This window comes from Bartonella sp. SL317, assembly GCF_059687655.1.
On record NZ_CM185144.1, the window covers coordinates 836,228 to 862,318 of the forward strand.

The 26,091-nt window shown below is 35.1% G+C and carries 23 protein-coding genes and 2 pseudogenes; 12 read left to right on the top strand and 13 right to left on the bottom strand.

The genetic code is table 11. From position 1 onward, the window contains the following. From AC6ER9_RS03975 to AC6ER9_RS03985, 3 genes and pseudogenes are all read left to right on the top strand, one after another. Positions 1 to 489, top strand: a complete 489-nt coding sequence (locus AC6ER9_RS03975) for a hypothetical protein (protein ID WP_497075086.1) — start codon at positions 1 to 3, stop codon at positions 487 to 489. A 369-nt stretch (positions 490 to 858) separates the two neighbouring features. Then, positions 859 to 1,900 (top strand): annotated as a pseudogene (locus AC6ER9_RS03980) (tyrosine-type recombinase/integrase). Between the two features lie 314 nt (positions 1,901 to 2,214). Next, the gene (locus AC6ER9_RS03985; RefSeq protein WP_497075087.1) at positions 2,215 to 2,682 is read left to right on the top strand and encodes a hypothetical protein; all 468 of its coding nucleotides are present in this window, start codon (positions 2,215 to 2,217) and stop codon (positions 2,680 to 2,682) included. 22 nt (positions 2,683 to 2,704) lie between these two features. Here AC6ER9_RS03985 and AC6ER9_RS03990 read toward each other — a convergent pair whose 3' ends face one another. The 6 genes from AC6ER9_RS03990 to rho form a co-directional block, all read right to left on the bottom strand. Next, the gene (locus AC6ER9_RS03990) at positions 2,705 to 3,601 is read right to left on the bottom strand and encodes a ParB/RepB/Spo0J family partition protein (RefSeq protein WP_497075088.1); all 897 of its coding nucleotides are present in this window, start codon (positions 3,599 to 3,601) and stop codon (positions 2,705 to 2,707) included. Between the two features lie 38 nt (positions 3,602 to 3,639). Beyond that, entirely contained in the window at positions 3,640 to 4,437 is a 798-nt protein-coding gene (locus AC6ER9_RS03995; protein WP_497075089.1) for a ParA family protein, read from the bottom strand. Positions 4,438 to 4,450: 13 nt separating this feature from the next. Further along, complete coding sequence (gene rsmG / locus AC6ER9_RS04000) at positions 4,451 to 5,092, bottom strand: 16S rRNA (guanine(527)-N(7))-methyltransferase RsmG (protein ID WP_497075090.1); 642 nt, start codon at positions 5,090 to 5,092, stop codon at positions 4,451 to 4,453. Beyond that, the gene (gene mnmG, locus AC6ER9_RS04005; RefSeq protein ID WP_497075091.1) at positions 5,092 to 6,960 is read right to left on the bottom strand and encodes a tRNA uridine-5-carboxymethylaminomethyl(34) synthesis enzyme MnmG; all 1,869 of its coding nucleotides are present in this window, start codon (positions 6,958 to 6,960) and stop codon (positions 5,092 to 5,094) included. Before mnmG ends, rsmG begins: the two co-directional genes overlap by 1 nt. 116 nt (positions 6,961 to 7,076) lie before the next feature. After that, positions 7,077 to 8,384 carry a tRNA uridine-5-carboxymethylaminomethyl(34) synthesis GTPase MnmE gene (gene mnmE / locus AC6ER9_RS04010; RefSeq protein WP_497075092.1) on the bottom strand — a complete coding sequence of 436 codons (1,308 nt, stop codon included), beginning with the start codon at positions 8,382 to 8,384 and terminating at the stop codon, positions 7,077 to 7,079. 31 nt (positions 8,385 to 8,415) lie between these two features. Then, a complete protein-coding gene (rho, locus tag AC6ER9_RS04015; RefSeq protein ID WP_497075093.1) occupies positions 8,416 to 9,681 on the bottom strand; it encodes a transcription termination factor Rho in 1,266 nt (421 codons plus the stop codon). A gap of 558 nt (positions 9,682 to 10,239) precedes the next feature. On the opposite strand from rho, the gene AC6ER9_RS04020 reads away from it, so the two are divergent. The 6 genes and pseudogenes from AC6ER9_RS04020 to polA all read left to right on the top strand — a co-directional run bounded on the left by AC6ER9_RS04020 (position 10,240) and on the right by polA (position 17,049). After that, positions 10,240 to 11,064 (top strand): pyruvate, water dikinase regulatory protein, encoded by an 825-nt coding sequence (locus tag AC6ER9_RS04020; protein WP_497075094.1) that lies wholly within the window; start codon positions 10,240 to 10,242, stop codon positions 11,062 to 11,064. A gap of 12 nt (positions 11,065 to 11,076) precedes the next feature. After that, on the top strand, positions 11,077 to 11,673 hold the full coding sequence (locus AC6ER9_RS04025) for a Maf family nucleotide pyrophosphatase (RefSeq protein WP_497075095.1): 597 nt from the start codon (positions 11,077 to 11,079) through the stop codon (positions 11,671 to 11,673). Next, on the top strand, positions 11,666 to 12,538 hold the full coding sequence (locus AC6ER9_RS04030) for a shikimate dehydrogenase (protein WP_497075096.1): 873 nt from the start codon (positions 11,666 to 11,668) through the stop codon (positions 12,536 to 12,538). Before AC6ER9_RS04025 ends, AC6ER9_RS04030 begins: the two co-directional genes overlap by 8 nt. Next, positions 12,535 to 13,121, top strand: a pseudogene (gene coaE / locus AC6ER9_RS04035) (dephospho-CoA kinase). The gene AC6ER9_RS04030 and the pseudogene coaE overlap by 4 nt, the downstream one beginning before the upstream one ends. Positions 13,122 to 13,125: 4 nt before the next feature. Continuing rightward, on the top strand, positions 13,126 to 13,833 hold the full coding sequence (dnaQ, locus tag AC6ER9_RS04040) for a DNA polymerase III subunit epsilon (RefSeq protein ID WP_497075097.1): 708 nt from the start codon (positions 13,126 to 13,128) through the stop codon (positions 13,831 to 13,833). Between the two features lie 318 nt (positions 13,834 to 14,151). After that, positions 14,152 to 17,049: a DNA polymerase I gene (gene polA / locus AC6ER9_RS04045; RefSeq protein ID WP_497075098.1), complete on the top strand. Its 2,898-nt coding sequence runs from the start codon at positions 14,152 to 14,154 to the stop codon at positions 17,047 to 17,049. A 6-nt stretch (positions 17,050 to 17,055) separates the two neighbouring features. On the opposite strand, the gene AC6ER9_RS04050 is transcribed toward polA, so the two are convergent. The 7 genes from AC6ER9_RS04050 to ihfB all read right to left on the bottom strand — a co-directional run bounded on the left by AC6ER9_RS04050 (position 17,056) and on the right by ihfB (position 23,120). Then, positions 17,056 to 17,919: an endonuclease/exonuclease/phosphatase family protein gene (locus AC6ER9_RS04050; protein ID WP_497075099.1), complete on the bottom strand. Its 864-nt coding sequence runs from the start codon at positions 17,917 to 17,919 to the stop codon at positions 17,056 to 17,058. A 113-nt stretch (positions 17,920 to 18,032) separates the two neighbouring features. After that, positions 18,033 to 18,806, bottom strand: coding sequence for a Bax inhibitor-1/YccA family protein (locus tag AC6ER9_RS04055; RefSeq protein WP_497075100.1), 774 nt, complete (start codon positions 18,804 to 18,806; stop codon positions 18,033 to 18,035). A 1,274-nt stretch (positions 18,807 to 20,080) separates the two neighbouring features. Further along, the gene (lspA, locus tag AC6ER9_RS04060; protein WP_497075101.1) at positions 20,081 to 20,584 is read right to left on the bottom strand and encodes a signal peptidase II; all 504 of its coding nucleotides are present in this window, start codon (positions 20,582 to 20,584) and stop codon (positions 20,081 to 20,083) included. After that, the gene (locus tag AC6ER9_RS04065) at positions 20,581 to 21,429 is read right to left on the bottom strand and encodes a TrmH family RNA methyltransferase (protein ID WP_497075102.1); all 849 of its coding nucleotides are present in this window, start codon (positions 21,427 to 21,429) and stop codon (positions 20,581 to 20,583) included. Before AC6ER9_RS04065 ends, lspA begins: the two co-directional genes overlap by 4 nt. 2 nt (positions 21,430 to 21,431) lie before the next feature. After that, the gene (locus tag AC6ER9_RS04070) at positions 21,432 to 22,364 is read right to left on the bottom strand and encodes a class I SAM-dependent methyltransferase (RefSeq protein ID WP_497075103.1); all 933 of its coding nucleotides are present in this window, start codon (positions 22,362 to 22,364) and stop codon (positions 21,432 to 21,434) included. 173 nt (positions 22,365 to 22,537) lie between these two features. Further along, positions 22,538 to 22,834, bottom strand: a complete 297-nt coding sequence (locus AC6ER9_RS04075; protein ID WP_497075104.1) for a LapA family protein — start codon at positions 22,832 to 22,834, stop codon at positions 22,538 to 22,540. A 7-nt stretch (positions 22,835 to 22,841) separates the two neighbouring features. Continuing rightward, on the bottom strand, positions 22,842 to 23,120 hold the full coding sequence (gene ihfB, locus AC6ER9_RS04080) for an integration host factor subunit beta (RefSeq protein WP_142416588.1): 279 nt from the start codon (positions 23,118 to 23,120) through the stop codon (positions 22,842 to 22,844). Positions 23,121 to 23,304: 184 nt separating this feature from the next. Between ihfB and lptC the strand changes: the two genes are divergently transcribed. The 3 genes from lptC to lptB all read left to right on the top strand — a co-directional run bounded on the left by lptC (position 23,305) and on the right by lptB (position 25,427). Next, entirely contained in the window at positions 23,305 to 23,949 is a 645-nt protein-coding gene (gene lptC, locus AC6ER9_RS04085) for an LPS export ABC transporter periplasmic protein LptC (RefSeq protein WP_497075105.1), read from the top strand. Between the two features lie 77 nt (positions 23,950 to 24,026). Further along, entirely contained in the window at positions 24,027 to 24,626 is a 600-nt protein-coding gene (locus AC6ER9_RS04090; protein WP_497075106.1) for an LptA/OstA family protein, read from the top strand. A gap of 6 nt (positions 24,627 to 24,632) precedes the next feature. Next, positions 24,633 to 25,427, top strand: coding sequence for an LPS export ABC transporter ATP-binding protein (lptB, locus tag AC6ER9_RS04095; RefSeq protein WP_497075107.1), 795 nt, complete (start codon positions 24,633 to 24,635; stop codon positions 25,425 to 25,427). Positions 25,428 to 26,091: the final 664 nt, after the last annotated feature.

Sequence of the window (26,091 nt, forward strand, 5' to 3'; positions counted from 1 at the left end):
ATGTTTAAAGTTGTATTATGCTTTCTTTTCATTTTCCCTTTTGTATTACAGGCTCAAGAAAAAAAGCAAGAAACAGACAATCCTTCTCTTACATTACCTCTTGTTGCCAATTATCCCTTAACAGAAAACTTTCTTTTAAAGCTGGAAAAAGTCGAAAAAGAATGTGAAAATTTACTTCCAGAGACAAAAAATAAATCTATTATTTATGATTCTAATATTCACTCCAATATTGAAAGCTACACTGCTTATATTTCTAGTAAACCAAAACTCGTGAATATTTTAAAAGAAAATAATATTACAGCTAAAGATTTTGCTGCTGGCACCTTAACACTTACAGAAATATCCATGCTTCTTGCATTTGTACCCGAAAATGAATATTCACATGAAAAAAATATTATATTTCTAAACAATCTTGAATTTGTTAAAAAACATTTTTACAAAATAACGACTCTTTTAGGGAGCTGTAAAAAGCTCATTTTGAGAAACTAATAAATTATGAAATGTCGGAAAATATCATCCCATTACTCTATATAAGTCAATACATTGATTTATAATGATAATTTATCTTTATTCAACTTGGATGAGAACCCCGAATACCATAAGATTCTCTCATTTTAAATTTGTTTATCTTAAATAAATCAAAACCTCTTGGTTGCACGTCAAAAGCGGATGGGCCATATGGGTAAAGTTTGTACAATAAAAATGGTTCTTATGAGCTGTCTTTTGTGCCAAGATTTAGTCCACAACACTCAAAGGCTGGCAAAGTGTTTTATGGCGCCTGCCTTGTTACTTTACAAGCGTAAAGATGAGGGTATTCAATAGATTTATCTTTATACCCTTAACAGGTGTCATCGTGAAATGGGTGTGACGTACGTTTTGAGAGATGTCTCTTTAAAACAAGCCCATGAATGTACAAACCAATGGCGTTCTGTTTTACGTGAGGGACGTAACTCTATTAAAAGAACACAATAAACAAAAACGTGAAACAATACATAATCTCCATTACTTAAAGGACATTACTTTAGATGCTTTTGAAAAACGTAAAACTTAATTAAAAGGTGATGATAAGAATGAGAACTGTTTTTCACCTCTAAAGCTTCATATTCTCCCTAAATTAGGTTATCTGCCCATTTCAGAGATTACACAAACTAAAGATAAGCAATACGCTTTCTCCTATTTGGCATACAAAAGCTGCAACAACTAATAGAGCTCTTATTCGTCTCAATATGTGTCTCAAACATGCAGCTACCTTGGGTTTGGATGTTGACTTACAAGCAACAAAAAGAGCACGCACGCTCTTAGATGAAAAACACCATAAAGTCAAAAACTTACCGGTAATGAATTGGAAAAAATTCCAACTTTTTATTAAACACTTTGCGAAAAGATAACAATGACACAACTGGCTTTGCGTTTTCTTATTCTGACAGGCATTCGTGCTTTTCCCTTATTTCATATTCATAAAGATTAAATTGATGGAGATATATGGACAATTCTTAGCTCGAGAATATGAAAGGAAAGCATGATAGCACAAAATAATTTCGCATACTCCTATCAATAAAAGTATTAGAAATTTTAAAACAAGCACACTTGCTTCCTCGTAATGATTTTTTTCTACAACCGATCGTGGTCTCCTTGCTGCAAATTGTATGTCACAATACATGCAACAAACTAGACTAAAAGCTTTTCTGCATGGATTTTGTTCTAGTTTACGTGATTAGCTTACTGAAACAACCGATACTCCCTATAAGGTCGCTAAAACCAGTTTAAGCCATACAGTAGGTAGCAAAGTAGAGCGTGCCTATCGTCTCGTACTGACTATCTAGAACAGCACCTACCGCACATTGTGTGCTGGAAAAGTATGTGGTGGTATAGTTTGTTTTTTCATAAGCATGAAATTTAGAATCCTATAATTTTTTATTATTATATGGTATCTTATCTTTATACCGTTTACGGAAAACATCATGAAAGAAGATTAGAAAAGCTTAAAATATAACTTTTTAACACAAGCCTGTGAACTAATACCCCAATGACGTTCTATTCTTCATTAGGATTATGCTCCTATTTAAAAGAATTCATTTAAAATCATCATATTTTTATCATTCCAAACAATTATCTTATTTTCAGTTATATCTCCAAATGATTTTTCTAAAAATAAAGAGCAACAGATGAGGAAATCTTTATTAAAAATTGAAAAAGAAAGGATAACTTTTAGTCATGTTTAAATTTATATTGTGCTTTCTTTTCTTTTTTCCTTTTGTATTACACGCTCGAGAAAAAAAACAAAAAACAGATCATCCTTTTTTTATATCACCTATTGTTGCTAATTATCCTTTAACAGAAGATCTTCTTTTAAAGCTGGAAAAAATTGAAAACGAATGTAAAAATCTATCTCCAGAGCCAGAAAAAGAAAATATAAAAAATAATTTTACCGCTGATAATAATCATCTTGAAGGATATATCTCTTATATTTCTAGTAAACGAGGACTCGTAAATATTTTAAGAGAAAATAATCTCACACCCAGAGATTTTGCTATCAGTAAATTAGCACTTCAAGCAACATTAAATGTGCTTATAAATGAAAAAACTTTTCCTCATAAACAAAATATTATATATTCAAGCAATATTGAATTAGCTAAAAAACATATGTATAGAATGATCAAAATTTTAAGAGACGGTTGTTAAAAAATCTTTTTAAATGAATTAATTAATTTTGTAAACGACGACAAATTTCATCTAATTGCTCTAATGAAGAGTAATGTATTTTTAAATCACCACCTTTTTTACCATGCCTAATCATAACTTTCATTCCGATTACATTTGCAAGTAATTTTTCTAAAGATTTTGTTTCTGCATCTTTTTCAACAGTGGTACGTTTTTTAGTCTTAGGATTAGCTTGCTCATAAGCAAGTATTTCTGTTTGACGTACCGAAAGCCCTTCACGGATAATTTTTTCAGCTAACTCTTGTGGATTATCAACGGTTATAAGACACCGTGCATGTCCCGCAGAAAGTTGTCCATCTGTTAAAAATTGTTGTACTTTTTCTGGAAGTTTTAACAAACGAAGCGTATTTGCAACATGACTACGACTTTTTCCGATAACTTGTGCTAAATCTACTTGTGTATAATCATGTTCATTTAAGAGCATCTCATATCCCTTTGCTTCTTCTATAGGATTAAGATCAGCCCGCTGAACATTTTCAATAATAGCCAATTCTAAAGCGGTTTTATCATCCACATCACGAATAATAACCGGTAATTGAGTTAAATTTGCACGTTGTGCTGCACGCCAACGCCTTTCACCTGCGATCAACTCAAACCGATGAGAATGATTTCTCAAAGGTCTTACAATAACAGGTTGAACCACCCCATGCTGACGAATTGATTGTGCCAAATTATCAAGTTCTGTTTCAGTGAAATGACGCCGTGGATTATGAGGATTACATGAAATAGACTCAAGGGGAATAAATCGTTCAGAAACGCTACCGGATTCTGCCAATTTATCAAAATTTGATGAACGTGTAAGATTGTTGTTTAAATTCATATCTCCAATCAATGCTGCTAATCCACGTCCTAGTCTTTTTTTTGAAAGATCGTCACTCATAATTTTTCTCTTTGAATTTTTAGATATTTTTTATATTTCTAAGCAGCAGCGCGTGCTTTTTTTTCACGTTGAATCACCTCTGATGCTAAACGCAAATAAGCTTGGCTCCCAGCACATTTAAGATCATAAAGCAATACAGGTTTACCAAAAGAGGGCGCTTCTGATACCCTTACATTTCGTGGAATAATAGTGCGATAAACTTTATCTCCCATAAAAGAGCGTACATCTTCAACAACTTGATTTGAAAGATTATTACGTCCATCATACATTGTTAAAACGATACCTTGGATTTCTAAAGAAGGATTAAGAACAGATCGTACTTGTTTTACTGTTTCAAGCAATTGACTTAAACCTTCAAGCGCTAAAAATTCGCATTGCATAGGTACCAAAATGGAGTCTGCAGCCCCCATAGCATTCAATGTCAGAAGATTAAGTGATGGTGGACAATCAATTAAAATATAATTGAATTTTTTTTCCATCTCCGGATCATCATAAAGAGCTTTACGTAAGCGTCTTATACGATCTTGTGATGATGAAATTTCCATTTCTACACCTAAAAGATCAAGTGTAGAAGGAACAATATGAAGATTGGGGACAGCTGTTTTTAAAGCTGCTTGTGTAATAGAAACTCCTGAAACCAGAACATCATAAGACGATAAAGGACGGCTGTTACGATCAATTCCTAAGCCTGTACTTGCATTACCTTGTGGATCAACATCCATAATAAGAACATTTTCACCAATGGCAGCTAAAGCTGTTGCAAGATTAATTGCTGTGGTTGTTTTTCCTACTCCACCTTTTTGGTTTGCAATAGCGATAATTCTTGTTTCGCTCATTTTGCTTTACCCTCTAATATGATCGAATATGAGAAATTTCTAAAATAACAGAATTTTCATCAACTTTACTTTTATGTTTTAGCAGATCAAAGTGCCAATTGGCAGAGGCATTTTTTATTTCTGTAGCGTAATCCCGACCTTTTTGCAAAAGAGCGACTGTTTTTTCTGTTAATAAAGGAAAAATAAGCTGTAACAGAGTATTGAGTGGCGCTAATCCCCGTGCCGTTATGATATCAGATATAGGGATTTTTTGATATATATCTTCAATTCTAGCGTGATAAACTGTTGCTGGAAGATTAAGTTGAGCAATAACTGTTCTCAAAAAAGCTACTTTTTTTCCATTACTTTCAACAAGATTAATATGTCCTGCTTTTTTTTCTTTCAGAAAGATAGCAATCACTATTGCAGGAAAACCCCCTCCTGATCCCAAATCACACCATTGTAAAGAATGACTATATAAAGGAAAAATTTGTGCTGAATCTAAGATATGACGTACCCATAGATCTGGTATTGTTGCAGCAGATATCAAATTAATATGCGCATTCCATTGAAGGATTAAAGACTCAAACTGAATTAAATTTTCCATCGTTTCACGTGAAACAAAAGGAGCAATATCTAGTAGTTGCCGATATTTTTGTTCTGTAGAAAAATCCATTAAGCTGTTTTAGCCTTTTCACGTCGCTGACGTTGAATATATGTAATAATAAGTGATAACGCAGCGGGTGTCATACCATCAATTTTTTGAGCATCAGCAATTGAACGCGGCGACACTTCTTGAATTTTTGATTTAAGCTCATTTGAAAGACCCGAAATTTTTTGAACATCAAGAGATGAAGGGATTTCTAAACGTTCATCTCTCTGAAGAGAGGCAATATCTTGTGCCTGTTTATCCAAATAAACCGCATATTGTGCTTCAATTTCTAAAGATTCTACTGTTTTAGAATCAATTGTTTTTAATTGTGGCCAAAAATGTGAAAGACGCTCTAAAGTTACATGCGGATAAGCAAGAAAGTCATAAGCTGAACGACGAATTCCATCATGATTAACGTGTAATCCATGAGCAGAAGCTTCATTAGGTGTTAAAAAGAGATCTTGACACATTGATCGTGCTTGATCAAGCCGTTGTTGTTTTTTCTGATAATACTCCCAACGGATATTACTCACAATACCCCATTCTTGTGCCAAAGGTGTTAAACGCGTATCAGCATTATCAGATCGTAAAGACAAACGAAATTCAGCACGTGAAGTAAACATTCTATAAGGTTCATAAACACCACGTGAAACCAAATCATCAACCATGACACCAATATAAGCGGTAGAACGACTTATGAGTATTTCATCTAATTTACCCACTTTACGGGCAGCATTTAATCCAGCTAAAAGTCCCTGTGCTGCAGCTTCTTCATATCCTGTTGTACCATTAATTTGTCCTGCTAAAAACAATCCCGGTAAAGAACGTAATTCTAAACTTCTTGTTAATTGCTGCGGATTAACAAAATCATACTCAATAGCATAACCGGGTTGCAAAACTGTAGCATTTTCCAACCCTTCAATGGTTTTCAATAGGGAAATTTGTACATCTTCTGGAAGAGAAGTAGAAAGACCATTTGGATAAACCGTATCATCATTTAATCCTTCTGGTTCTAGAAAAATCTGATGCCCATCACGTTCACCAAATTTAACAATTTTATCTTCAACTGAAGGACAATAACGAGGCCCTAATCCTTCAATATTTCCAGAATATAAAGCAGAACGATGAATATTATCACGAATAATTTTATGTGTTTGTGTATTTGTACGTGTTATAGCACATTCAATTTGTGGTTGTTCAATTTTTTCTGTTAAAAGAGAAAAAGGCACAGGATTTTCATCGGCTTGTTGTTTTGGAAGACGATCCCAATCTATTGTTTTTTTACTCAAACGAGCAGGGGTACCCGTTTTTAATCGTCCAAGTTTTATAGAATAATTTTTCAAACGTTCAGAAAGTTGCACACTTGCTGGATCTCCCATACGGCCAGCAGCCCATGTTTTATCACCAATATGAATAAAGCCATTTAAAAATGTCCCTGTTGTTAAAACAACAGCACCAGAAAAAAATATTCCTTTTTCTTTTAAAACAACACCTGATATACAATGATCTTTAATAACTAAGTCAATGACTTCATCTTCAATGAGAGTCAGATTTTTTTGTTCTTTTAAGAGGCTTTGAATAGCTTCTTTATAGAGTTGTCTATCAGCTTGTGTTCGTGGACCTCTTACTGCTGGTCCCTTACGTCGATTAAGTAGCCTAAACTGAATTCCCGCAGCATCTGCTGCACGTCCCATGAGACCATCTAAAGCATCTATCTCACGAACCAAATGCCCTTTTCCAAGACCACCAATAGCAGGATTACAAGACATTGTTCCTAGTGCTGATATTTTATGTGTCACAAGCGCTGTTTTTGCTCCTACACGTGCCGAAGCCGAAGCCGCTTCACAGCCAGCATGACCACCACCAACAATAACAACGTCATATGATTGCATTCAATTCATTCCATAAAGAATAGTAAGAATAGTTCTAAAGTTTCACGTGAAACAGGATATAAATTACATAATCTTTTAAATATGTCTATGAAATAATCAATGTTTCACGTGAATCATTATTTACCAACACAAAACTCTGAAAAAATAATATCAAGTAAATCTTCAACATCAATATCCCCCGTAATTTTTCCAAGAAAATCACTTGCACGACGGAGATGTTCTGCACGTAAACTAAGATCAAGAGAATGATAATTGAGAGAATTTTCAATCTCCCCAACAGCTTCCTTTAAAAGTTGAAGTTGTCTTTTACGCGCCGGAACAAGATTCCCAATTTCAGAAGCACGATGATGACAAAATGATTCAAGTTTTTTAATAAAATGATCAAAATTTAAACCCGTTAATGCAGAAAATTGTATAGACCAACACGGGTTATCTTTTTTACAAAGATCAAGCTTATTGCCAACATGCCATATTTCAGCCGATGTCTCTGGTAAATTAACTTGCCTAGGATTTCCTATATCATAAACTAAAATAACCAAATCAGCTTCTTTAACATGTTGTTTAGCAACTTCTATTCCTAATTGTTCTATTTTATTTTCTGTTTTTCTAAAACCAGCAGTATCCGTCAAAAAAACAGGTAAACCACCAAGAATAAGCCTCATCTCTAAAGCATCACGCGTTGTTCCTGCTTCTTCCGTCACAATAGCAACAGATCTTCCTGCAAGACGATTCATAATGCTTGATTTTCCAGAATTTGGAGCCCCCGCAATAACAATTTTTAATCCATCACGTAAAATACTTGCACGTTCTCCTTCAGCAATATGTTCTCGAAGAGAAGTACAAAGATTTTCCACATCTTTCCAAATTTTATCAGATATTGCGTTGGGAATATCTGCTTCATCAACAAAATCAAGTTCTGCTTCAATAAAAGCACGCGCCTTCATAAGCTTATGACGCCAATCACGATAGAGTTTTGTTAAATGTCCACTTGTCCCCATAACAGCTAAACGCCGTTGACTTTCCGTTTCTGCCTCTATTAAATCAGCAAGACCTTCTGCTTGAACAAGGTCTAATTTTCCCTCCATAAATGCACGACGTGAAAATTCACCGGCCTCTGCAATACGGCATCCAGAAAATGTCGATAATTCATCAAGAAAACGATTAACAACTGCTTTTCCGCCATGTAAATGAAACTCTGCACAATCTTCTCCTGTAAAACTATGAGGAGCAGGAAAAAAAACAGTTAAAGCAGAATCTAAAAAGCTACCATCACGAGCAGTAAGATTTCCATAATGCATAAAGCGTGCTTTAGGTAAACAACCACAAAGCGTTTTAACTACATGCACAACATGAGGACCAGAAAGCCGAATAACCGCAACCCCTGAAGGTAACAATCCACTCGAAATAGCAAAGATTGTATCCACAGGTTTTATCCTAATAAAAACTTTAACGATTTTACGTATTCATTGAATCAAAAAATTCACTATTATTTTTTGTCTGTTTTAATTTATCAATCAAAAATTCAATCGCATCTGTTACATTCATAGGCGCTAAAATACGACGAAGAACAAAAATTTTGTGCAAATCCTGTCGTGCAACCAAAAGTTCTTCTTTACGCGTTCCTGATTTCAAAATGTCCATAGCAGGAAAAATACGCTTATCAGCAACTTTTCGATCAAGAACTATTTCAGAGTTACCAGTTCCTTTAAATTCTTCAAAAATAACCTCATCCATACGACTTCCTGTATCAATCAAAGCCGTTGCAATAATGGTTAAAGATCCACCTTCTTCAATGTTACGTGCGGCACCAAAAAAACGTTTTGGACGTTGTAAAGCGTTTGCATCCACACCACCTGTTAAAACCTTACCGGAAGAAGGAACAACCGTATTATATGCACGTCCAAGACGTGTAATAGAATCCAGAAGAATAACAACATCACGTCCAGATTCAACAAGACGTTTAGCTTTTTCAATAACCATTTCAGCCACTTGTACGTGACGTATTGCTGGTTCATCAAAAGTAGAAGAAACAACCTCTCCCTTTACTGAACGCTGCATATCTGTAACTTCTTCTGGTCTCTCATCAATCAAAAGAACAATAAGATAACATTCAGGATGATTAGTGGTTATAGAATGAGCAATATTTTGAAGGAGAACTGTTTTCCCAGTCCGAGGTGGTGCAACAATCAATCCTCTTTGTCCTTTTCCTAATGGTGATATCAAATCAATCACCCGTGATGACATATCCTTTTCAGTAGGATCTTGTATTTCCATTTGGAAACGTTCGTTTGAATAGAGAGGAGTAAGATTATCAAAGTGAATTTTATAACGAATTTTTTCAGGTTTTTCGAAGTTAATTGTATTAATTTTGAGGAGAGCAAAATAACGTTCTCCTTCTTTTGGGCTCCGTATAGGACCTTCAATGGTATCACCTGTTTTTAAAGAAAATGACTGAATTTGTGCTGGTGAAAGATAAATATCATCAGGTCCAGGAAGATAATTAGCGTCAGCAGACCGTAAAAATCCAAAACCGTCTTGCAAAACTTCGACAACACCTTCTCCTATAATTTCGACATCTTGTAGAGCAAGTTTTTTCAAAATAGCAAACATTAATTCCTGTTTGCGCATAAGCGAAGCATTTTCAACTTCTAACGTTTCAGCAAAAGAAACAAGTTCAACAGGATTTTTGCTTTTAAGTTCTTGTAGTTTCATTTTTTGCATGAAATATGCTCTTTTGACTAAGAGGAGAATTACCCTAAACAATTTATGGAAATTTTATAGAATGAAATATTCCTAAGAAAATAACATTTTACACTCAATTTTTTTAATCCGCAAGTGTCATTTATATGAAATTTATTCATGTAATATTAGTATGTTATATGAAAAGTTTGAAAAATATTAAAATCCAAATAGTATTTTAATTATTATAATAGAGATATAATTAAAATTGCAACATTTATGAAATCTTATTCAAAGATATTTTTAAAAATTTATTAATAAATTTATATTATTAAAGAGGATTCTTTTTATTAAAGACTGTGTTTAGTGTGGATTATTATTTATACTTTATTTATCCGCAATTTTATCCACAAAAGGAAAGAAAAAAAGAATAAAAATAACACTATCTTAAAGGCATTATCCCCTCTTTTTTTATAAAAGGTGTTTGATTATTACAGGAATTTTATTTGTGTATAATAATGAAAAATTTTTTCTAAATTTTAGGTTTATAAAAAATGGTGAGGATATATACACATGTCTTAACAAGGAGTTAAAATTTTTGTGACAAAAGAAAAAAAATCCTTTCATTTACACATGCTTTCTGATGCAACAGGAGAAACATTAATCTCTGTTGGAAGGGCTGTAGCATCGCAGTATACAATGAGTGAAGCAACAGAGCATATCTATCCTATGATTCGTAATAAAATACAGTTAGAAAAAGCTCTTGATGAAATAGAACAAGAGCCAGGTATTGTTCTTTACACAATGATTGATGAAGAACTTAAGCTTCTTCTTCAAAAAAAATGCAAAAAAGTAAAAGTTCCCTGTATTGATATATTACATCCTGTTTTAAATGCTTTTCAGTCATATCTTGGAATGCCAACTCATTTACGTGCGAGCGCACAACACGATCTTAATGCAGATTATTTTCGCCGTATTGAAGCATTGGATTTTACAATAGAGCATGATGACGGACAGTCTTCTAATAGTTTATCTGAAGCAGATGTAATTCTTGTAGGAATTTCAAGGACCTCTAAAACACCAACAAGTATCTATTTAGCAAATCGCGGAATTAAAACGGCTAATGTTCCCCTTATTCCTAACATTGATTTGCCAGAATCCCTTTTAGAGGCAAAAAATTCTTTGATTGTTGGTTTAATTGCTTCAGCTGAAAGAATCTCACATATTCGCCAAAATCGAGATTTGGGAGAAGGTTTTGCTCTTGATAGTTATACCAATCGTATTAACATAGCTGAAGAATTAATCTATGCAAAACGCATTTGCGAACGTTTTGGTTGGCCTATTATTGATGTCACAAGACGCTCTATTGAAGAAACTGCTGCTGCAATATTTGAACTTTTATCACGATTTCGTGAAGGAAAATAAGAGAAAATTCTCATGAATGCAGATACGTTAATATTAGCATCTCTTAGTTCTTATCGTGCACAATTATTGAAAAAAGCAGGTTTAAATTTTTTTGTTGAAGGAGCTTCTTTTGATGAAAGAGAAGTAGAAAAAAAAGCAAAAGAAAAAACACCTAAAGAACTTAGCTGTTTTCTCGCAGGTGAAAAAGCAAAAAATGTTTCAGATCGTTTTCCTGAGGTTTTCGTTATTGGTTGTGATCAAGTGCTTGATTTGGAAGGTCGAGTTTTTCATAAAGCGAAAAATATTAAGGAAGCCCATCAACGTTTGTGTGAATTATCAGGAAAAAAACATTCTCTTCATAGTGCGGTAGCTTTATTTAAAAATGGTCAAAAAATTTGGGTGAAAGCTTTTAGCGCACATATGTTTGTACGTCCACTATCATCAGAATTCATTGAACGTTATTTAATGCGTGTAGGAAGAGATGTTTTAAACAGTGTGGGAGTCTATCAAATTGAAGGAGAAGGGATCCATCTCTTTGAAAAAATTGATGGGGATTTTTTTACCATTGTTGGTTTACCCTTACTGCCTCTGCTCGTAAAATTACGTCATTTGGGAATTATTGATGGTTAACTTAATAACAAGACAAACAAATTATCCTCGTGCTTTTGTTGTTGGTTCTCCTATTCATCATTCAAAATCACCAAAAATTCACAATTTTTGGCTTAAACAATATAATTTACAAGGGGAATATCTTGCACAGGAAGTAACCTCTGAAGAATTCAGCCATTTTATTAATTCTTTACAAAAAATGGGCTTTTGTGGAGGAAATGTTACTCTACCTCATAAACAGGAAGCCTTTCGTTTAGCAGACTATAAGGATGAGAGAGCAACAATGATTGGTGCTGTTAATACCCTTTGGTATGAAGGAGATAAACTTTGTGCCACAAATAGTGATGCCTATGGTTTTAGCGCTAATCTTGATGATTTTTCATCTGATTGGGGAGGGGAAACAGCTCTTGTCTTTGGAGCAGGTGGTGCTGCACGCGCTATCCTATATGCTTTAAAAAAACGCGGATTTGAACAGATTTATCTCGTTAACCGTACAAAAAAACGCGCTGATAACTTAGCAGATCATTTTGGAAAACCCATTAAAGTTTATGATTGGCATAAAATTCATGAAATACTTTATCAAGCTGATTTGATTGTTAATACAACTTCTATAGGTATAAAAAATCCAGAAGAAGAAAGTACTTCTTTTTTTTGTGATTTTCATAAAGCAAAAAAAACAGCATTGGTAACAGATATTGTTTACACACCATTGATAACCCCTTTTTTACAACAAGCAAAAGCTTGTGGTCTAAAGACTATTGATGGATTTGGGATGCTTTTACATCAGGCTGTTATAGGTTTTGAACGGTGGTTTGGAATAAGACCACAGGTAACCAAAGCGTTACGGACAGCTATTTTAGAGGATATGAGTAAAGAAAGAGAATGAAGGTCATAGGATTAACGGGATCAATTGCTATGGGAAAATCGACAGTTGCCGATTTTTTCAAGCAAGCGGGTATTTCTGTTTTTAGTGCTGATGAGGCGGTACAACAACTTTATAGAAGTGAGTCAGTTTTATCGCGCATAGAACGTATTTTTCCTAGTGTTATTGAAAACGGTGAAGTTAATCGTTTGAAACTTTCTGAAATTTTGATTGATGATAAGGAAAAATTACAAACACTAGAAGAAATAATTCATCCTTTGGTACAAGAAAAGGAAAGAGAATTTATTGATACAGCACGTAAAAAAGGGGAAAAATTAGTTGTTCTTGATATTCCTCTTCTGTTTGAAAAAAATGGTGAAAATCGTGTAGATAGCGTTATTGTTGTTTCTGCTCCACCAGAAATACAAAAAGAACGTGTAATGATTCGCCAAGGTATGAATGAGAAAAAATTTTCCTTTATCAATGCGAGACAAATGCCGGATGAAAAAAAAGAGAACGTGCTGACTTTATTATTGATACAGGGAAAGATTTAGAAAATACACGCCAACAAGTTTTTGATGTGATAAGAAAATTGCTAAAGAATTGAAATCATGCGGGAAATTATTTTTGATACAGAAACAACAGGTTTAGATAAAGAGAAAGATCGCATCATTGAAATTGGTTGTGTAGAAATGATTGATCGTTATCTTACGGGGCGCCAGTTTCACGTTTATTTAAATCCTGAAGGCGTTATTATTCCTGATGAAGTTGTGGCAATTCACGGATTAACCAATGAGCGCCTAAAAAACGAGAAAAGTTTTACTGATATTGTTGATGAATTTTTAGAATTTATCAAAGGCGCAACGATGATCGCGCATAATGCAAGCTTTGATATCGGTTTTATTAATGCAGAATTAAAACGCGTCAATAAGCCTCTTATCAGTGTTGATAATATTCTTGATACATTGGCTATGGCACGGCGTAAATTCCCTATGGGGCCTAATTCTCTTGATATTTTATGCAAGCGCTTTGGAATTGATAACAGCCATCGTGTTCTTCATGGTGCTTTGCTTGATGCAGAGATTTTGGCCGATGTTTACATTGAACTGATTGGTGGAAAGCAAGGCGTACTGGGTTTTGATAACAGAATGGGTGTTTATAAACATACCCAAAATGACAAAGACACACCTTATACAGTTAAATTGCGCCCACAGATTTTACCTTCAAGATTGAGTGTACAAGAAAAAAGGTTACACGCTGATTTTATCAATAAAATGGGTGAAAAAGCTCTGTGGAATAATTTTAAAGTTTATGAATAATACCCTTACCTTATCTTTTAAAAAATTACTTAAGATTAAAAATATGGATGTAAAAAAATGGTCGTTGTGGGGAGGGGAACACCACAACGACCCTGTCGCTACACCGTACCTCAGCTATCATAGGAGGAGCAAAATGAAAGCTATTAATCCTGTAACAGCAAAGAAAAGCTCTAAGTACGTAATATAATATGTAACAACTTCATGTCTTATGAAAAAAAAAATGGCTATTTAGAGGCAAAATGAAAAAATTAAAATAAAAGTGAAAAAACATATAAGGGTAATGTATTTTTTTAGCTGAAATGGAGAAATAAAATTGTCATGAAAGCAACAGATCATCTTTTGTTGGTTGACGGATCGGGATATATTTTTCGTGCTTACTATGCTTTGCCGCCTTTAAAACGTAAAAAGGATGGCCTTCCTATAGGAGCTGTAGCTGGTTTTTGTAATATGTTATGGAAATTACTCTGTGATGCTCGCAACAAAGCAACAGGTATTGTTCCAACACATTTTGCTGTTATTTTTGATTATTCATCTGATACTTTTCGAAAACAAATTTATCCTCAATATAAAGCGAATCGTTCTGAACCTCCCGAAGATTTAATTCCTCAATTTGCGTTAATACGCCAAGCAACAAAGGCTTTTAATTTGCCTTGTATTGAAAAGGAAGGCTTTGAAGCGGATGATTTGATAGCGACCTATGCACAATTAGCAACAAAGGTTGGTGCAAAAACAACCATTATCTCTTCTGATAAGGATCTTATGCAACTCGTCAATCAGCATGTATCCTTGTATGATGGAATGAAAGATAAGCATATAGGTATCTCAGAAGTTATAGAAAAATGGGGTGTTTCCCCTGAAAAAATGATTGATTTACAAGCGTTAATTGGAGATTCGACAGATAATATACCAGGTATTCCAGGCATTGGACCAAAAACTGCCGCTCAGTTATTAAATCAGTTTGGTTCTCTCGATATTTTATTGCAACGTGTGACTGAAATTAAACAAACAAAACGGCGTGAAAACATACAAACTTATAGTGAACAGGTTAAAATTTCTCGTGAACTTGTTAGACTTAAAACAGATGTTCCTATAGATAGTGATTTAGATGATTTTGTTTTGGAACCACAAGATGGACCACGCTTAATTGCTTTTTTAAAAGCAATGGAATTTTCAACATTAACGCGTCGTGTTGCAGAGGAAACGACATGTGATGCAGCTATTATTGATGCACTTGATGTAGATGTTGAATGGGAAAAGCCTGATAACCAAGATGATTCTAATACCAAGAACATAGAGCAAAATTTTTCTGAAAATTCTCCTCAAGTTTTTGCACAAAAACGTAAAGATCAAGCACTAACCCAAAAAATTACAAGAGAGACATATACAACGATTCTTGATGAGGAAGTTTTAGAAGAGTGGTTATTACAAGCACAAGAGCAGGGTTTTTTCGCTTTTGATACTGAAACAACTTCTCTTGATCCGATGCAAGCAAAGCTTGTTGGTTTTTCACTCGCATTACAACCAGGAAAAGCAGCCTATATACCTCTTGAACATTTTGATGAAGGAGAGAAGGACCTTTTGAGCAGCGGGCGTATTGCTTCGCAGATTGAAATCCAAAAAGCTTTAGAACTTTTAAAGCCGCTATTAGAAGATTCAGCGGTGTTAAAAATTGGTCAGAATATAAAATATGATTGGTTGGTGATGAAGCAATACGACATTGTGATACATTCTTTTGATGACACCATGCTTTTGTCTTATGCTTTGGATGCAGGAACTTTAACCCATAATATGGATGATCTATCTGAACGTTGGCTTGGGCATAAACCAATTGCCTATAAGGATTTAACGCATAACGGTAAAAAGATAACCTCTTTTGCACAAGTAGATTTAAAACAAGCAACCCTTTATGCGGCGGAAGATGCCGATATAACGCTACGCCTTTGGCAAGTTTTGAAACCACAACTTGTCGCTCGGGGAATGACAAAAATTTATGAGCGCCTTGATCGTCCTCTTGTAGAAGTTCTTGCAAGAATGGAAGAACGTGGGATTCTTATTGATCGGCAGATTTTATTGCGTCTTTCAGGAGAATTGGCACAAGCTTCTTTGATTCTTGAAGAAGAAATTTACAAGTTAGCAGATGAAAAATTTAATCTTGCTTCACCAAAGCAACTAGGGGATATCCTTTTTGGAAAAATGGGATTGCCTGGAGGTGCTAAAACCAAGGGTGGACAATGGTCAACTTCTGCACAGACCTTAGAAGAATTATCTGCTGAAGGTCATATTTTACCGCGTAAAATTATTGAGTGGCGTCAACTTGCAAAGCTAAAATCGACCTATGCCGATGCTTTGCCTTCTTATATTTTACCAAAAACAGGGCGTGTTCATACGAATTATTCTTTGGCAATAACATCAACAGGGCGCCTATCATCATCAGAGCCAAATTTGCAAAATATTCCGGTAAGAACTGCTGAAGGACGTAAAATTCGAGCAGCTTTTATTGCTCCCAAAGGGCATGTTTTGCTTTCTGCTGATTATAGTCAGATTGAATTACGCATTCTTGCACATATTGCGGATATAAAAGCATTAAAAGAAGCTTTTGCTAAAGGACATGACATTCACGCTATAACAGCATCACAAATGTTTGGTGTTGCGATAGAAGGGATGCACTCAGATATACGACGGCGTGCAAAAGCAATTAATTTTGGTATTATTTATGGTATTTCAGCGTTTGGATTAGCCAATCAATTGGGAATTTCACGCCAAGAAGCAAGTCGTTATATTCAACTTTATTTTGAAAGATTTCCAGGCATTAAAGATTATATGGAAAAGACTAAAAGTTTTGCGCGTGAGAATGGTTATGTAGAAACAATTTTTGGACGTCGTATCCATTATCCAGAAATAAGCGCAAAGAATGTAAAAATTCGTTCTCTTAATGAGAGGGCGGCTATCAATGCGCCAATTCAAGGTTCTGCGGCCGATATTATGCGCCGTGCTATGATACAGATGGAAGATGCTTTAAAAGAAGAAAGTTTATCAGCAAAAATGTTGCTGCAAGTGCATGATGAACTTATTTTTGAAGTACCAGAAGAAGAGAGCAAAAAAACCATGGTTGTTGTTAAAAATATCATGGAAAATGCTACAATGCCGGTTTTATCTTTGTCTGTGCCTCTTGAAGTGAAAGTTATGGCGGCTCAAAACTGGGATGAGGCACATTAACTTTTTTCATTTATTTTTAAGGATGTTTATTGCATTGGCAAGATTAAGATAAGCTTTGATTGGCAAATGATCTGAGGCAATGCGTGCAAGTGGTGAATGGTGGTTTTCAAGATTTGTTACCAATTGGTGAGGAAAGGCAAAAACGCGATCAAGGGCTAAAAAAGGAAAGCGAGAAGGAAAGCTTGGTACAACTTTAACAGTACTATCAAAATAGGGAGAAAAATGGTTTAAAGATGAGCCTTTTCCCATCCGCCATTCATTGAAATCTCCCATGAGGAGTGTGGGCATAAGGGAGCGTTTTTGCAAAACTGCAAGGAGCTCTTTTGTTTGTTGTTTACGAGAATAACGTAATAAACCAAAATGAGCCGCAATAATACGAAGAGGGCCTGCTGCCATTTCCAATTCTACAATAATAGCTCCACGTGGTTCAATACCAGGAAGAGTGATTTGCAAGGTGTCTCGCACATACCCCTTTCGCAAAAACAAAGCATTCCCATGCCAACCATGACCATGGGGTGACATAGTATCGAGAGGTACAGGGATCAAGCCAGTTTCAGCTTTTAACAGCTGAAGATTAATCAAACCAATACGTTCTCCAAAACGTTTGTCTGCTTCTTGAACAGCAAGGATATCAGCTTGTAATTCAGTAATAACACGGACAATTCGTTTAGGATTAAAAACTTTATCAACACCTACACATTTATGCACATTATAGGAAGCAACGGTCAGATCAGAATGATGATTTTGGTTGAGGATATTTGATTGATGATGAGAGCGGCTATAGATCGCCTTTAAAAAGGAGCTATGGAGCTTTTGTTGGACAAAACCGGTAAACCGAGGGAGTTTTTGTTTATAAGGTATTTTTATCATTTTGCGAAAAAAATAATGCTTAAGAAGCGAAGGGTAAAAACTTATACTAAAAACAAAAAAAACCTTGCCTCTTTTAGAAACAAGGTTCTCTCATTAAGGTATTATTTTTGCAATCAGTCACGGTTGGAGCCGAGAAACTGGAGCAAGAAGACAAACATATTGATGAAATCAAGATAAAGACTTAAGGCACCCATAATAATTTTACGCCCTTTGGTATCACTTTCATCTCCTTCATAATACATCAACTTAATGTTCTGAGTATCGTAAGCTGTTAAACCAGCAAAGATAAAAACACCAATCACGGAGATAGCAAATTGCAAAGCACTTGATCCAAGAAAAATGTTTACAATCATAGAAAGCAACAAACCAATCAATCCGATGAATAGGAATGAACCAATTGCTGTAAGATCACGCTTTGTTGTATATCCATAAAGCGAAAGGGCTCCAAAAGTTGCAGCAGAAATGACAAAGGTTTGGACAACACTTTCTGTTGTATAACGCAAAACGATTGAAGACAGTGAAAGTCCAATGAGCGCAGCATAACCAAAAAAGAGGCTACGAGCAGCATTTGTGCTCAATGTATTAATCTTAAAACTGAGGAATAAAACTGCAACAAGTGGTGCAAACATAACAATATAAGCAAATGGCGATGTATAAAATGTTACGCCAAATGGTGTTAGATAAACACTGCTATTGATCTGAGCTGCTGCTTGGCTCATATCTGTTGTTGTTGCTAATGACACAATTACATAGGCAGCAGCAGCTGTAATAAGCAAACCAATGGCCATTGTATTGTAGACACCCAACATATAGTCGCGCAATCCCTGATCAATTGATGCGTCGGCATGAGAAGCAGGCGCCGAACGTAAATCTTTAAAATTAGCCATAATATAAAATCCTTTAGCATATGCTCCGTCAGATATTGTTTTTTAAAAAGTGTCTCTGTCATTAAACAGATAAGTCCCATATAGGTCTTAATTTGGCAAACACAAAAAACCTTCAGAATCACTGACGGAATTCCAGCATGTCTCCCTTTATTATGGAGATTTATTAAAAAATTACAAGAGATTTATCTAAGCAAGAAGCTTAAAAATTAGTAAGGAAATGGTTCTTTTAAATGAAAAATATTTACGTTTTTTGCCATATTTTTGCACGATAAAAAATGAGATTAAAAGTTTTTTATTATTCACAGGAATCCTATAATTCCTCCCCTATAAAATATCTATCTTTACGGTGATGAGGAGAGCATCACTAACATCGCGCTATTTTCAACCTTCAAGATTGCATATGCTCTGCATAGCTATAAGAACTAATTGAATAGTTTATATAACATCTTGATATATAATAATATATTGTTTTTTTATAAGGGTAATAAATTTTTTTACTCTCAAATACACCCCAACAAATATTGTAAGATTCTCTGATGAAAAATCTATTTATATTAAATCAATCAAAGGTTATTTTCTTGCACGAAACGAGCAGGATTGGCATGTGGAAAAAGAAGTAAAAATATCTCTCAATATTTTTAAACCCATTTTGCGACGATGTTTGTGAATGGTATGACGTAAGAGAATCTTTCTCTTTATCCTTATGAAAGAGCAAGCTGCGCGCCGCCACCATTATATTTATCAGATCCCAATTACGGAACAATCCTTGGCACTTTAGACAATTCATTGAGGGGTAATTTTATTGTATTGTCTTTATCTAAACGTAAACTCCACTTGTGTCGTACAAGAGACATGGTTTTAATGGATTCAACATGAAAAACGGTAAACTACATTTATAACCAATAGGGTTATTTTAAAATACCTCCATTAAATAATATATAGAACAAATAATTTGAAACACTTAAGAAAAGCACCGTAAAAAACGATATCTATAAAAATAAAAAAACATATGGAAGGCAATTGTCTCAAGCAAATAAATAGAACTTTAAATGCTGTAAAATATTTTCATCTCAGGATAAGAGAGAGGGTATATGGATAAAAAATATTGATTTCTATCCAAATTTATTTCTTTTGCTTTGACTAAAGATGAAAATATAAAGTCTCATAAAGAAAAATATGTAAAAACAATGAGCAGCAAGAACGATACAAGAGAAACCAATTTATAATCAGGCTTACAATGGTCGAAAATCCCTTTTTAAAAAACGATGATAACATCAATGAGAAGATGTATGGTTAGAATGATTTTTTTCTTTCATCCAAGTACGCAATTCTTCAATAAGGATGGCAATAACACCAAGTGTGATAAAACTATCTGCAAGGTTGAAAATAGCAAAATAAAAAATATCATCAATATGAAAAAGTATATAATCAGTAACATGATGAAAGCGAATACGATCAATAAGATTGCCGATTGCTCCCCCAATAATAAGGATAAGACCAAAGCGCGTTAAAGACTTCTTGTATTCAGTATTTTTCCATAACCATAAAAGAAAGATAATCACAATGATCGTGATGGCAATGATTCCCCAGTGAGGAAAGGAAGAAAAAAACGAAAATGCAATGCCAGAATTGCACACATGATAAAGGGAAAGGAAAGGAATAAGCGGGAGTTCTGTTCCTAGAGGCATGTTATGTATAACCCAGTATTTGACCGCTTGATCAAGCCCTATTGTAATTGCTAGGCCCAAGAAAAGAAAAGAAAGTGATTTACGGATCATATTTTTTCCTCGCATGGCTCCAAGGTTAAATAAGGGCGACGGATTTCATAGAGCATAACAGCTGTTGCTACTGCTAAATTAAGCGAATCAGCACGTCCACTTTGTGGAATACGCGCAAGTTTATCACAGCGATGTGTTAGAATATCGGATAATCCTTGTTTTTCATTTCCCATTAAAAGGATGATAGGACCATTTTTCAAATCCAGTTTACGATAATCCAGAGATCCTTTGAGATGCGTTCCAACAATCATGCCTTTAAAGTGAGTAGACCAGTTTAAGAAGGCGTTTTCATCAAAACGATAAAGGGGGATAGAAAAAATTGATCCCATAGTTGCACGAACTGTTTCAGGTGAGAAAGGATCTGTTGTTTCTCCAATTAAAATAACACCTTTGGCACCTACGGCATCAGCCGTGCGAATAATGGTACCAAGATTTCCAGGATCACGCACACGATCAAGCGCGATGTAGACATCTTTAGCCTGTCCTTTTATCATTTCAAGAGGTTGCCATTTTTGTTTAAAAATACCAATAACTGTTTGTGGATTATCGCGTCGAGTCAGTGATTCCATAACTTTTTGTGAGGCTTTGATAACAAAACCACCATTGGCTACAGCGCGTGCAGCAGTATTTTCAATAGTGGTATTACCAATTTCGCTTTTAGAAAAAATAAGCGTCTGTATTGTCCAGCCAAGATTGAGAGCATCAATAACCAATTTCAACCCCTCTGCCATAAAAAGGCCTTCACGATTACGGTTTTTCTTTTGGCTAAGTGCTTTTAGATCTTTTATGATGGGGTTGCTAAGAGAGGTGATTTCTTTCACTCTACCAGTTTTAGGTGTACACATATTCAAGCAATCCAACGACTAAAAAGAGAAGTAGAAAGGGCGCGCCCTGCAACTTCTTCACGCAAAATGAGTTCTCCTGATTCTACCGTACCCCCAAGGTTTACAAATGCATCGCGCATTAAAGCATGAAGTGAAAAAAAGGAAGCTCGAATAGAATAAGCTGTAAGGACAACACAGATCGGTTTATCAGAGAGAAGTTTACGACAATTTGTAATCATGTCTGGTAAATGATCAAAAAGTTGCCAAACTTCGCCATGGGGTCCACGTCCATAAGCAGGGGGATCAAGAAGAATCATATCGTAGCTTTTCTTACGACGCAGTTCTCGCTCGACAAATTTTACAGCATCATCGCAAATCCAACGAATAGAATGATCTGGTAACCCTGCTCTTTTTTGATTAGCTTTTGCCCACGCAATGGCTTTTTTAGAAGCATCAACATGAGTAACGTTTGCACCCGCTCGTGCTCCAATCAAAGAGGCAACACCTGTATAGCCAAAAAGATTCAATAACTTGATAGGACGTGCGGCTTTAATAATTTGCTCTTCCATAGAGCGCCAATGGGCATCTTGTTCAGGAAAAACCCCTACATGACGAAAGGAAGTAAAGCGACCTAGAAAAGACAGTCCATTCCAAGAAAGTGGCCATGTTTCATCAAGTGGTGTTTTAGGAAAATGCCAACGCCCCACGCCTTCTTCATCAAGGTTACCTGTGAAAATAGCATCAACATCAGCCCATTGTTTTTGTGATAAAGCGGGTTTCCATAATGCTTGACCTTCTGGTCGAACAATTCGATAATCTCCATAACGCTCTAATTTTTTTCCATACCCAGAATCAATGAGAGCATAACTTTCACTCGTACTCGTTTCTAAAATAAGAGGCAACTTTTCCTGCGGATATCTATTATTTGGGGAGGATTGAAGGCATTGAGCAGGCATGTTTGGTATCACGATACATGAGGTATAAAAGTTGCATTATAAAGCTCTTAAATGTTTCGTAAAAGTGTAAAAGAGCTAAAATTTATTAGAATACGTATAGAAAAAAATAATAGAGTACCTTTAACGCTATATTTGATATAAAATCTAAAGAAAAAGGGGGCAGTGAGATACCATTACACCAGATTTGCGATAGACGTTTTCAATTTCTCGATCTCGGCTTTACTTTTTTTGAGAGCTCTTTTGCATTTGTGATAGGACCACCAATTGATTAAACTTCCTAATGCAATACCAATAGCAAAGAAAATTAAGAGCCATACAAAGAGGGGAGCATGATAAGTAAAACTTTCTGAATTTATTCGAAAGGGGTCAAGCGTTAAGGGAACCACTTGACGATTAGCTACGACAAAGATAATTAAAAACGCTGTGAGAATCACACCGATGCTCGTTAAAATAATACGTTTAATGATCATAAGTTTCTCACTGATTAAGACGGTCGCGTAAATCTTTGCCAGTTTTGAAAAAAGGAATCCATTTTTCTTCAACCGCAACGGCTTCACCTGTTCGTGGATTACGTCCATTCCGAGCTGAGCGGCTTTTTACAGAAAAAGCCCCAAATCCACGAAGCTCAACACGATTGCCATTTGCAAGTGCTGTTGAAATTTCTTCAAAAATAGCGTTTACAATATTTTCCACATCCCGTTGAAAAAGATGCGGGTTATGACGAGCAATAATTTGTACAAGCTCTGATTTGACCACAATAGCCTCACTTTCACACAAAAAATTTTTTATAATTGCGCACTTCATGCATATTACAATATATAAACGGAAAAAAGTAAAATAAAACCAAGAAAAAACAAATTGCAAGAAACAAAATTTGAAAATACCCTCTATAAAGGTTATACAGACTAAAAATGCGGAACATTTAAGCGATTAGGAGAGCATGTCCATACACAACCATTCTGAAGTCTTTTCAACGCCATCGTCTTTGGGAGATGTTTTTAAAAAAGCATCCCGTCATTCGCGTCGCATTAGCTTATTAAAAGTTTTTTTACCTCTCCTAGCATTGGTTTCAGTGTTGGTTTTTTGCTGGTTTACGTTTTTCTTGGTTCCCGTTACTTCTGATTCTATACCTTTGAATGATGAAGAGGATGGAGAGACGAACCTGACAATCCTTAATCCAAAATTAGAAGGGTATACGCGTGCTCATGAACCTTATTGGCTTAAGGCAGAAAAGGCATTTCAAGATCATACACACTCTGGAGAAATTGGGTTGCAAAATATTACAGCGAAAGCTTCTATGGGCCAGCAAAGACAAGTTTTTCTCGCAGCACAAGGGGGTGTTTACGATAACATTAATGGTTTTTTACAGTTGAATAAACCGTTCACCATTACGACGAATGATGGGATAATAGTACAATTTATGTCTGCTAATATTAATTTATCTGAGGGGCAGTTAGAAACAGATCAACGTGTTAATATCCAGCGAACCGGTTTTCATCTTGCCGCCAACGCTTTACAAGTTCGAGATAAAGGAAAAAACATGTATTTCCATGGTGGTGTGCATTTAGTACTTAAAAAGCAATGACGTAATATCAATACAAGTCTTTAAATGATATTTATAAAGAAAATTCATGTGTATACACAAACAGAAGAATTGAAATAATGAGATCATACAAAAGATGGATAGGTGTGACGTTAGCTTTTAGCATTGGAATGTTAGGAGGAAGAAGCTTTTTAGGACATGCTGAAGGGGCCCGCTTTGGAATAAGTCTATCAAACGACAAAGAACCGGTAGAGCTTCATGCTGATTCTTTAGAAATACGTGATAAAGAAGGGATAGCACTTTTTAAGGGTGATGTTTCGGTGGTGCAAGGTCAACGTCTTTTACGGACGGCAAAATTAGTTGTTTATTACGATAAATCCTATAAGGGAAAGGATAAAAAAAAGGAATATATACAAGCATCACATGCTGCTTTGTTTGGTTCGTCGGGTATACAAAAAATGGAAGCTTTAGGAAAAGTCTATGTAAAAATAGCGACGCAAATTGCTACGGGAGATAAAGGCGTTTTTGATGGAAAATCAAAAATGATGACCTTAACGGGGAATCATGTTGTATTAACCGATGGTGATAATGTGGCAACTGGGTGCAAACTAACGGCAAATATGGAAAGCGGAAAAGCTTTTTTAGAAGGTTGTGAAACGCCTAAAAAAAAGGGGCGTGTTTCTATTATTTTAAAACAAAATCAAAAGAATGGCCATTAAGATTTCATGTTTGGAATCAAAATAAAAAAACAAACTGATCAGTATGATTTTGCAAGTGAAGCTTCAAAAAAGCGCTTAAAAGGGACATTAATTGCCAGTCATTTGATTAAAGTTTATCGAGGAAGGCCAACAGTTAATGGTGTTTCTTTTGGTATTCGTGCAGGCGAAGCCGTTGGTATTTTAGGGCCAAACGGGGCAGGTAAAACAACGTGTTTTTATATGGTTACAGGCCTTATAAAATCTGATGGAGGATCTATTAAAATCGATGGATTTGATATTACGCATCTTCCGATGTATCGACGTGCGCGTTTAGGTATTGGGTACCTTCCCCAAGAAGCTTCTATTTTTCGTGGTCTTTCAGTAGAAAATAATATTAAAGCTGTTTTAGAGGTGGTTGAAAAAGATCGCCTTAAACAACGTGAAGAGTTAGATAGCCTTTTACATGAATTTAAAATTGATCATTTACGTAAAATGTCTGCACTTTCTCTATCAGGGGGTGAACGTCGACGACTTGAAATTGCACGCGCTTTAGCTTCTCGTCCCAATTTTATGTTACTTGATGAACCATTTGCAGGGATTGATCCTATTGCTGTTTTTGACATTCAACAACTTATTCGTCATTTAACACGACGTGGTATTGGTGTTTTAATAACGGATCATAATGTGCGCGAGACATTAGGGCTTGTCGACCGCGCTTATATCATCCACACAGGGAAAGTCTTAGTTCACGGTTCTCCTAACGATATTATCAACAACGTTGATGTTCGCAGAGTTTATTTAGGAAATCAGTTTTCTCTTTGATTTTATAGCTTTCAAGAGTTTCTATTTAAATTTAACTGAACATTCTTACTGAAAATCTCCTTATTTATGCCAAAACTTGCTTTATGATTACGGTTTGAAATATTTTATTGAGTGGTGAAAAATGTTTCATCACTATAAGATGAATTTTTTGTTTTATTGGTTTAGCTTACTTTACGATTGTATCATAGAAAAGATATCACTAGATTAACTTGATAATGAGTGATAAGCGGGGCTGTAAATAAATTGCGTGTGTTATTGAAAGGTAAGAGATATTCATCATATTTTGCTCTGTCGAATCAAGTAGCATATCAATGATGCTGTTTCGAATATTTTGATAAAATCATCAGTTATATATTGCATTGATTCAATAGCGATTGTCGTGTTTTATTGGTTTGTATGGCATATTTTAAAATAGGAGCGCGGTTATAGATATCAGGTTAAATCTATAAATCTTATTAAAATAATCATTAAACGTCTAAAAGCCTTTAGATTCTTGTTATAAGGCCGTGTTTGGGCTATACAATAATCATCAAGGTAAAGGTCTCTTTTCCCTGTATTCTTCTTATTTTATTAAGGGTTCGTTTTCTTATGACAAAAAATCTTGGTGAAAAATATAAATTAACTTTTGTGACAAGTTTAATAAATTTATAAATAATGACCTTTT

Bases quoted from the DNA above. Each gene is read 5' to 3' on its own strand.
- AC6ER9_RS03975 (WP_497075086.1), top strand. From the start codon at position 1: ATGTTTAAAGTTGTATTATGCTTTCTTTTCATTTTCCCTTTTGTATTA.
- AC6ER9_RS03985 (WP_497075087.1), top strand. From the start codon at position 2,215: ATGTTTAAATTTATATTGTGCTTTCTTTTCTTTTTTCCTTTTGTATTA.
- AC6ER9_RS03990 (WP_497075088.1), bottom strand. From the start codon at position 3,601: ATGAGTGACGATCTTTCAAAAAAAAGACTAGGACGTGGATTAGCAGCA.
- AC6ER9_RS03995 (WP_497075089.1), bottom strand. From the start codon at position 4,437: ATGAGCGAAACAAGAATTATCGCTATTGCAAACCAAAAAGGTGGAGTA.
- rsmG (WP_497075090.1), bottom strand. From the start codon at position 5,092: ATGGATTTTTCTACAGAACAAAAATATCGGCAACTACTAGATATTGCT.
- mnmG (WP_497075091.1), bottom strand. From the start codon at position 6,960: ATGCAATCATATGACGTTGTTATTGTTGGTGGTGGTCATGCTGGCTGT.
- rho (WP_497075093.1), bottom strand. From the start codon at position 9,681: ATGCAAAAAATGAAACTACAAGAACTTAAAAGCAAAAATCCTGTTGAA.
- AC6ER9_RS04025 (WP_497075095.1), top strand. From the start codon at position 11,077: ATGAATGCAGATACGTTAATATTAGCATCTCTTAGTTCTTATCGTGCA.
- AC6ER9_RS04030 (WP_497075096.1), top strand. From the start codon at position 11,666: ATGGTTAACTTAATAACAAGACAAACAAATTATCCTCGTGCTTTTGTT.
- dnaQ (WP_497075097.1), top strand. From the start codon at position 13,126: ATGCGGGAAATTATTTTTGATACAGAAACAACAGGTTTAGATAAAGAG.
- polA (WP_497075098.1), top strand. From the start codon at position 14,152: ATGAAAGCAACAGATCATCTTTTGTTGGTTGACGGATCGGGATATATT.
- AC6ER9_RS04050 (WP_497075099.1), bottom strand. From the start codon at position 17,919: ATGATAAAAATACCTTATAAACAAAAACTCCCTCGGTTTACCGGTTTT.
- AC6ER9_RS04055 (WP_497075100.1), bottom strand. From the start codon at position 18,806: ATGGCTAATTTTAAAGATTTACGTTCGGCGCCTGCTTCTCATGCCGAC.
- lspA (WP_497075101.1), bottom strand. From the start codon at position 20,584: ATGATCCGTAAATCACTTTCTTTTCTTTTCTTGGGCCTAGCAATTACA.
- AC6ER9_RS04065 (WP_497075102.1), bottom strand. From the start codon at position 21,429: ATGTGTACACCTAAAACTGGTAGAGTGAAAGAAATCACCTCTCTTAGC.
- AC6ER9_RS04070 (WP_497075103.1), bottom strand. From the start codon at position 22,364: ATGCCTGCTCAATGCCTTCAATCCTCCCCAAATAATAGATATCCGCAG.
- AC6ER9_RS04075 (WP_497075104.1), bottom strand. From the start codon at position 22,834: ATGATCATTAAACGTATTATTTTAACGAGCATCGGTGTGATTCTCACA.
- lptC (WP_497075105.1), top strand. From the start codon at position 23,305: ATGTCCATACACAACCATTCTGAAGTCTTTTCAACGCCATCGTCTTTG.
- AC6ER9_RS04090 (WP_497075106.1), top strand. From the start codon at position 24,027: ATGAGATCATACAAAAGATGGATAGGTGTGACGTTAGCTTTTAGCATT.
- lptB (WP_497075107.1), top strand. From the start codon at position 24,633: ATGTTTGGAATCAAAATAAAAAAACAAACTGATCAGTATGATTTTGCA.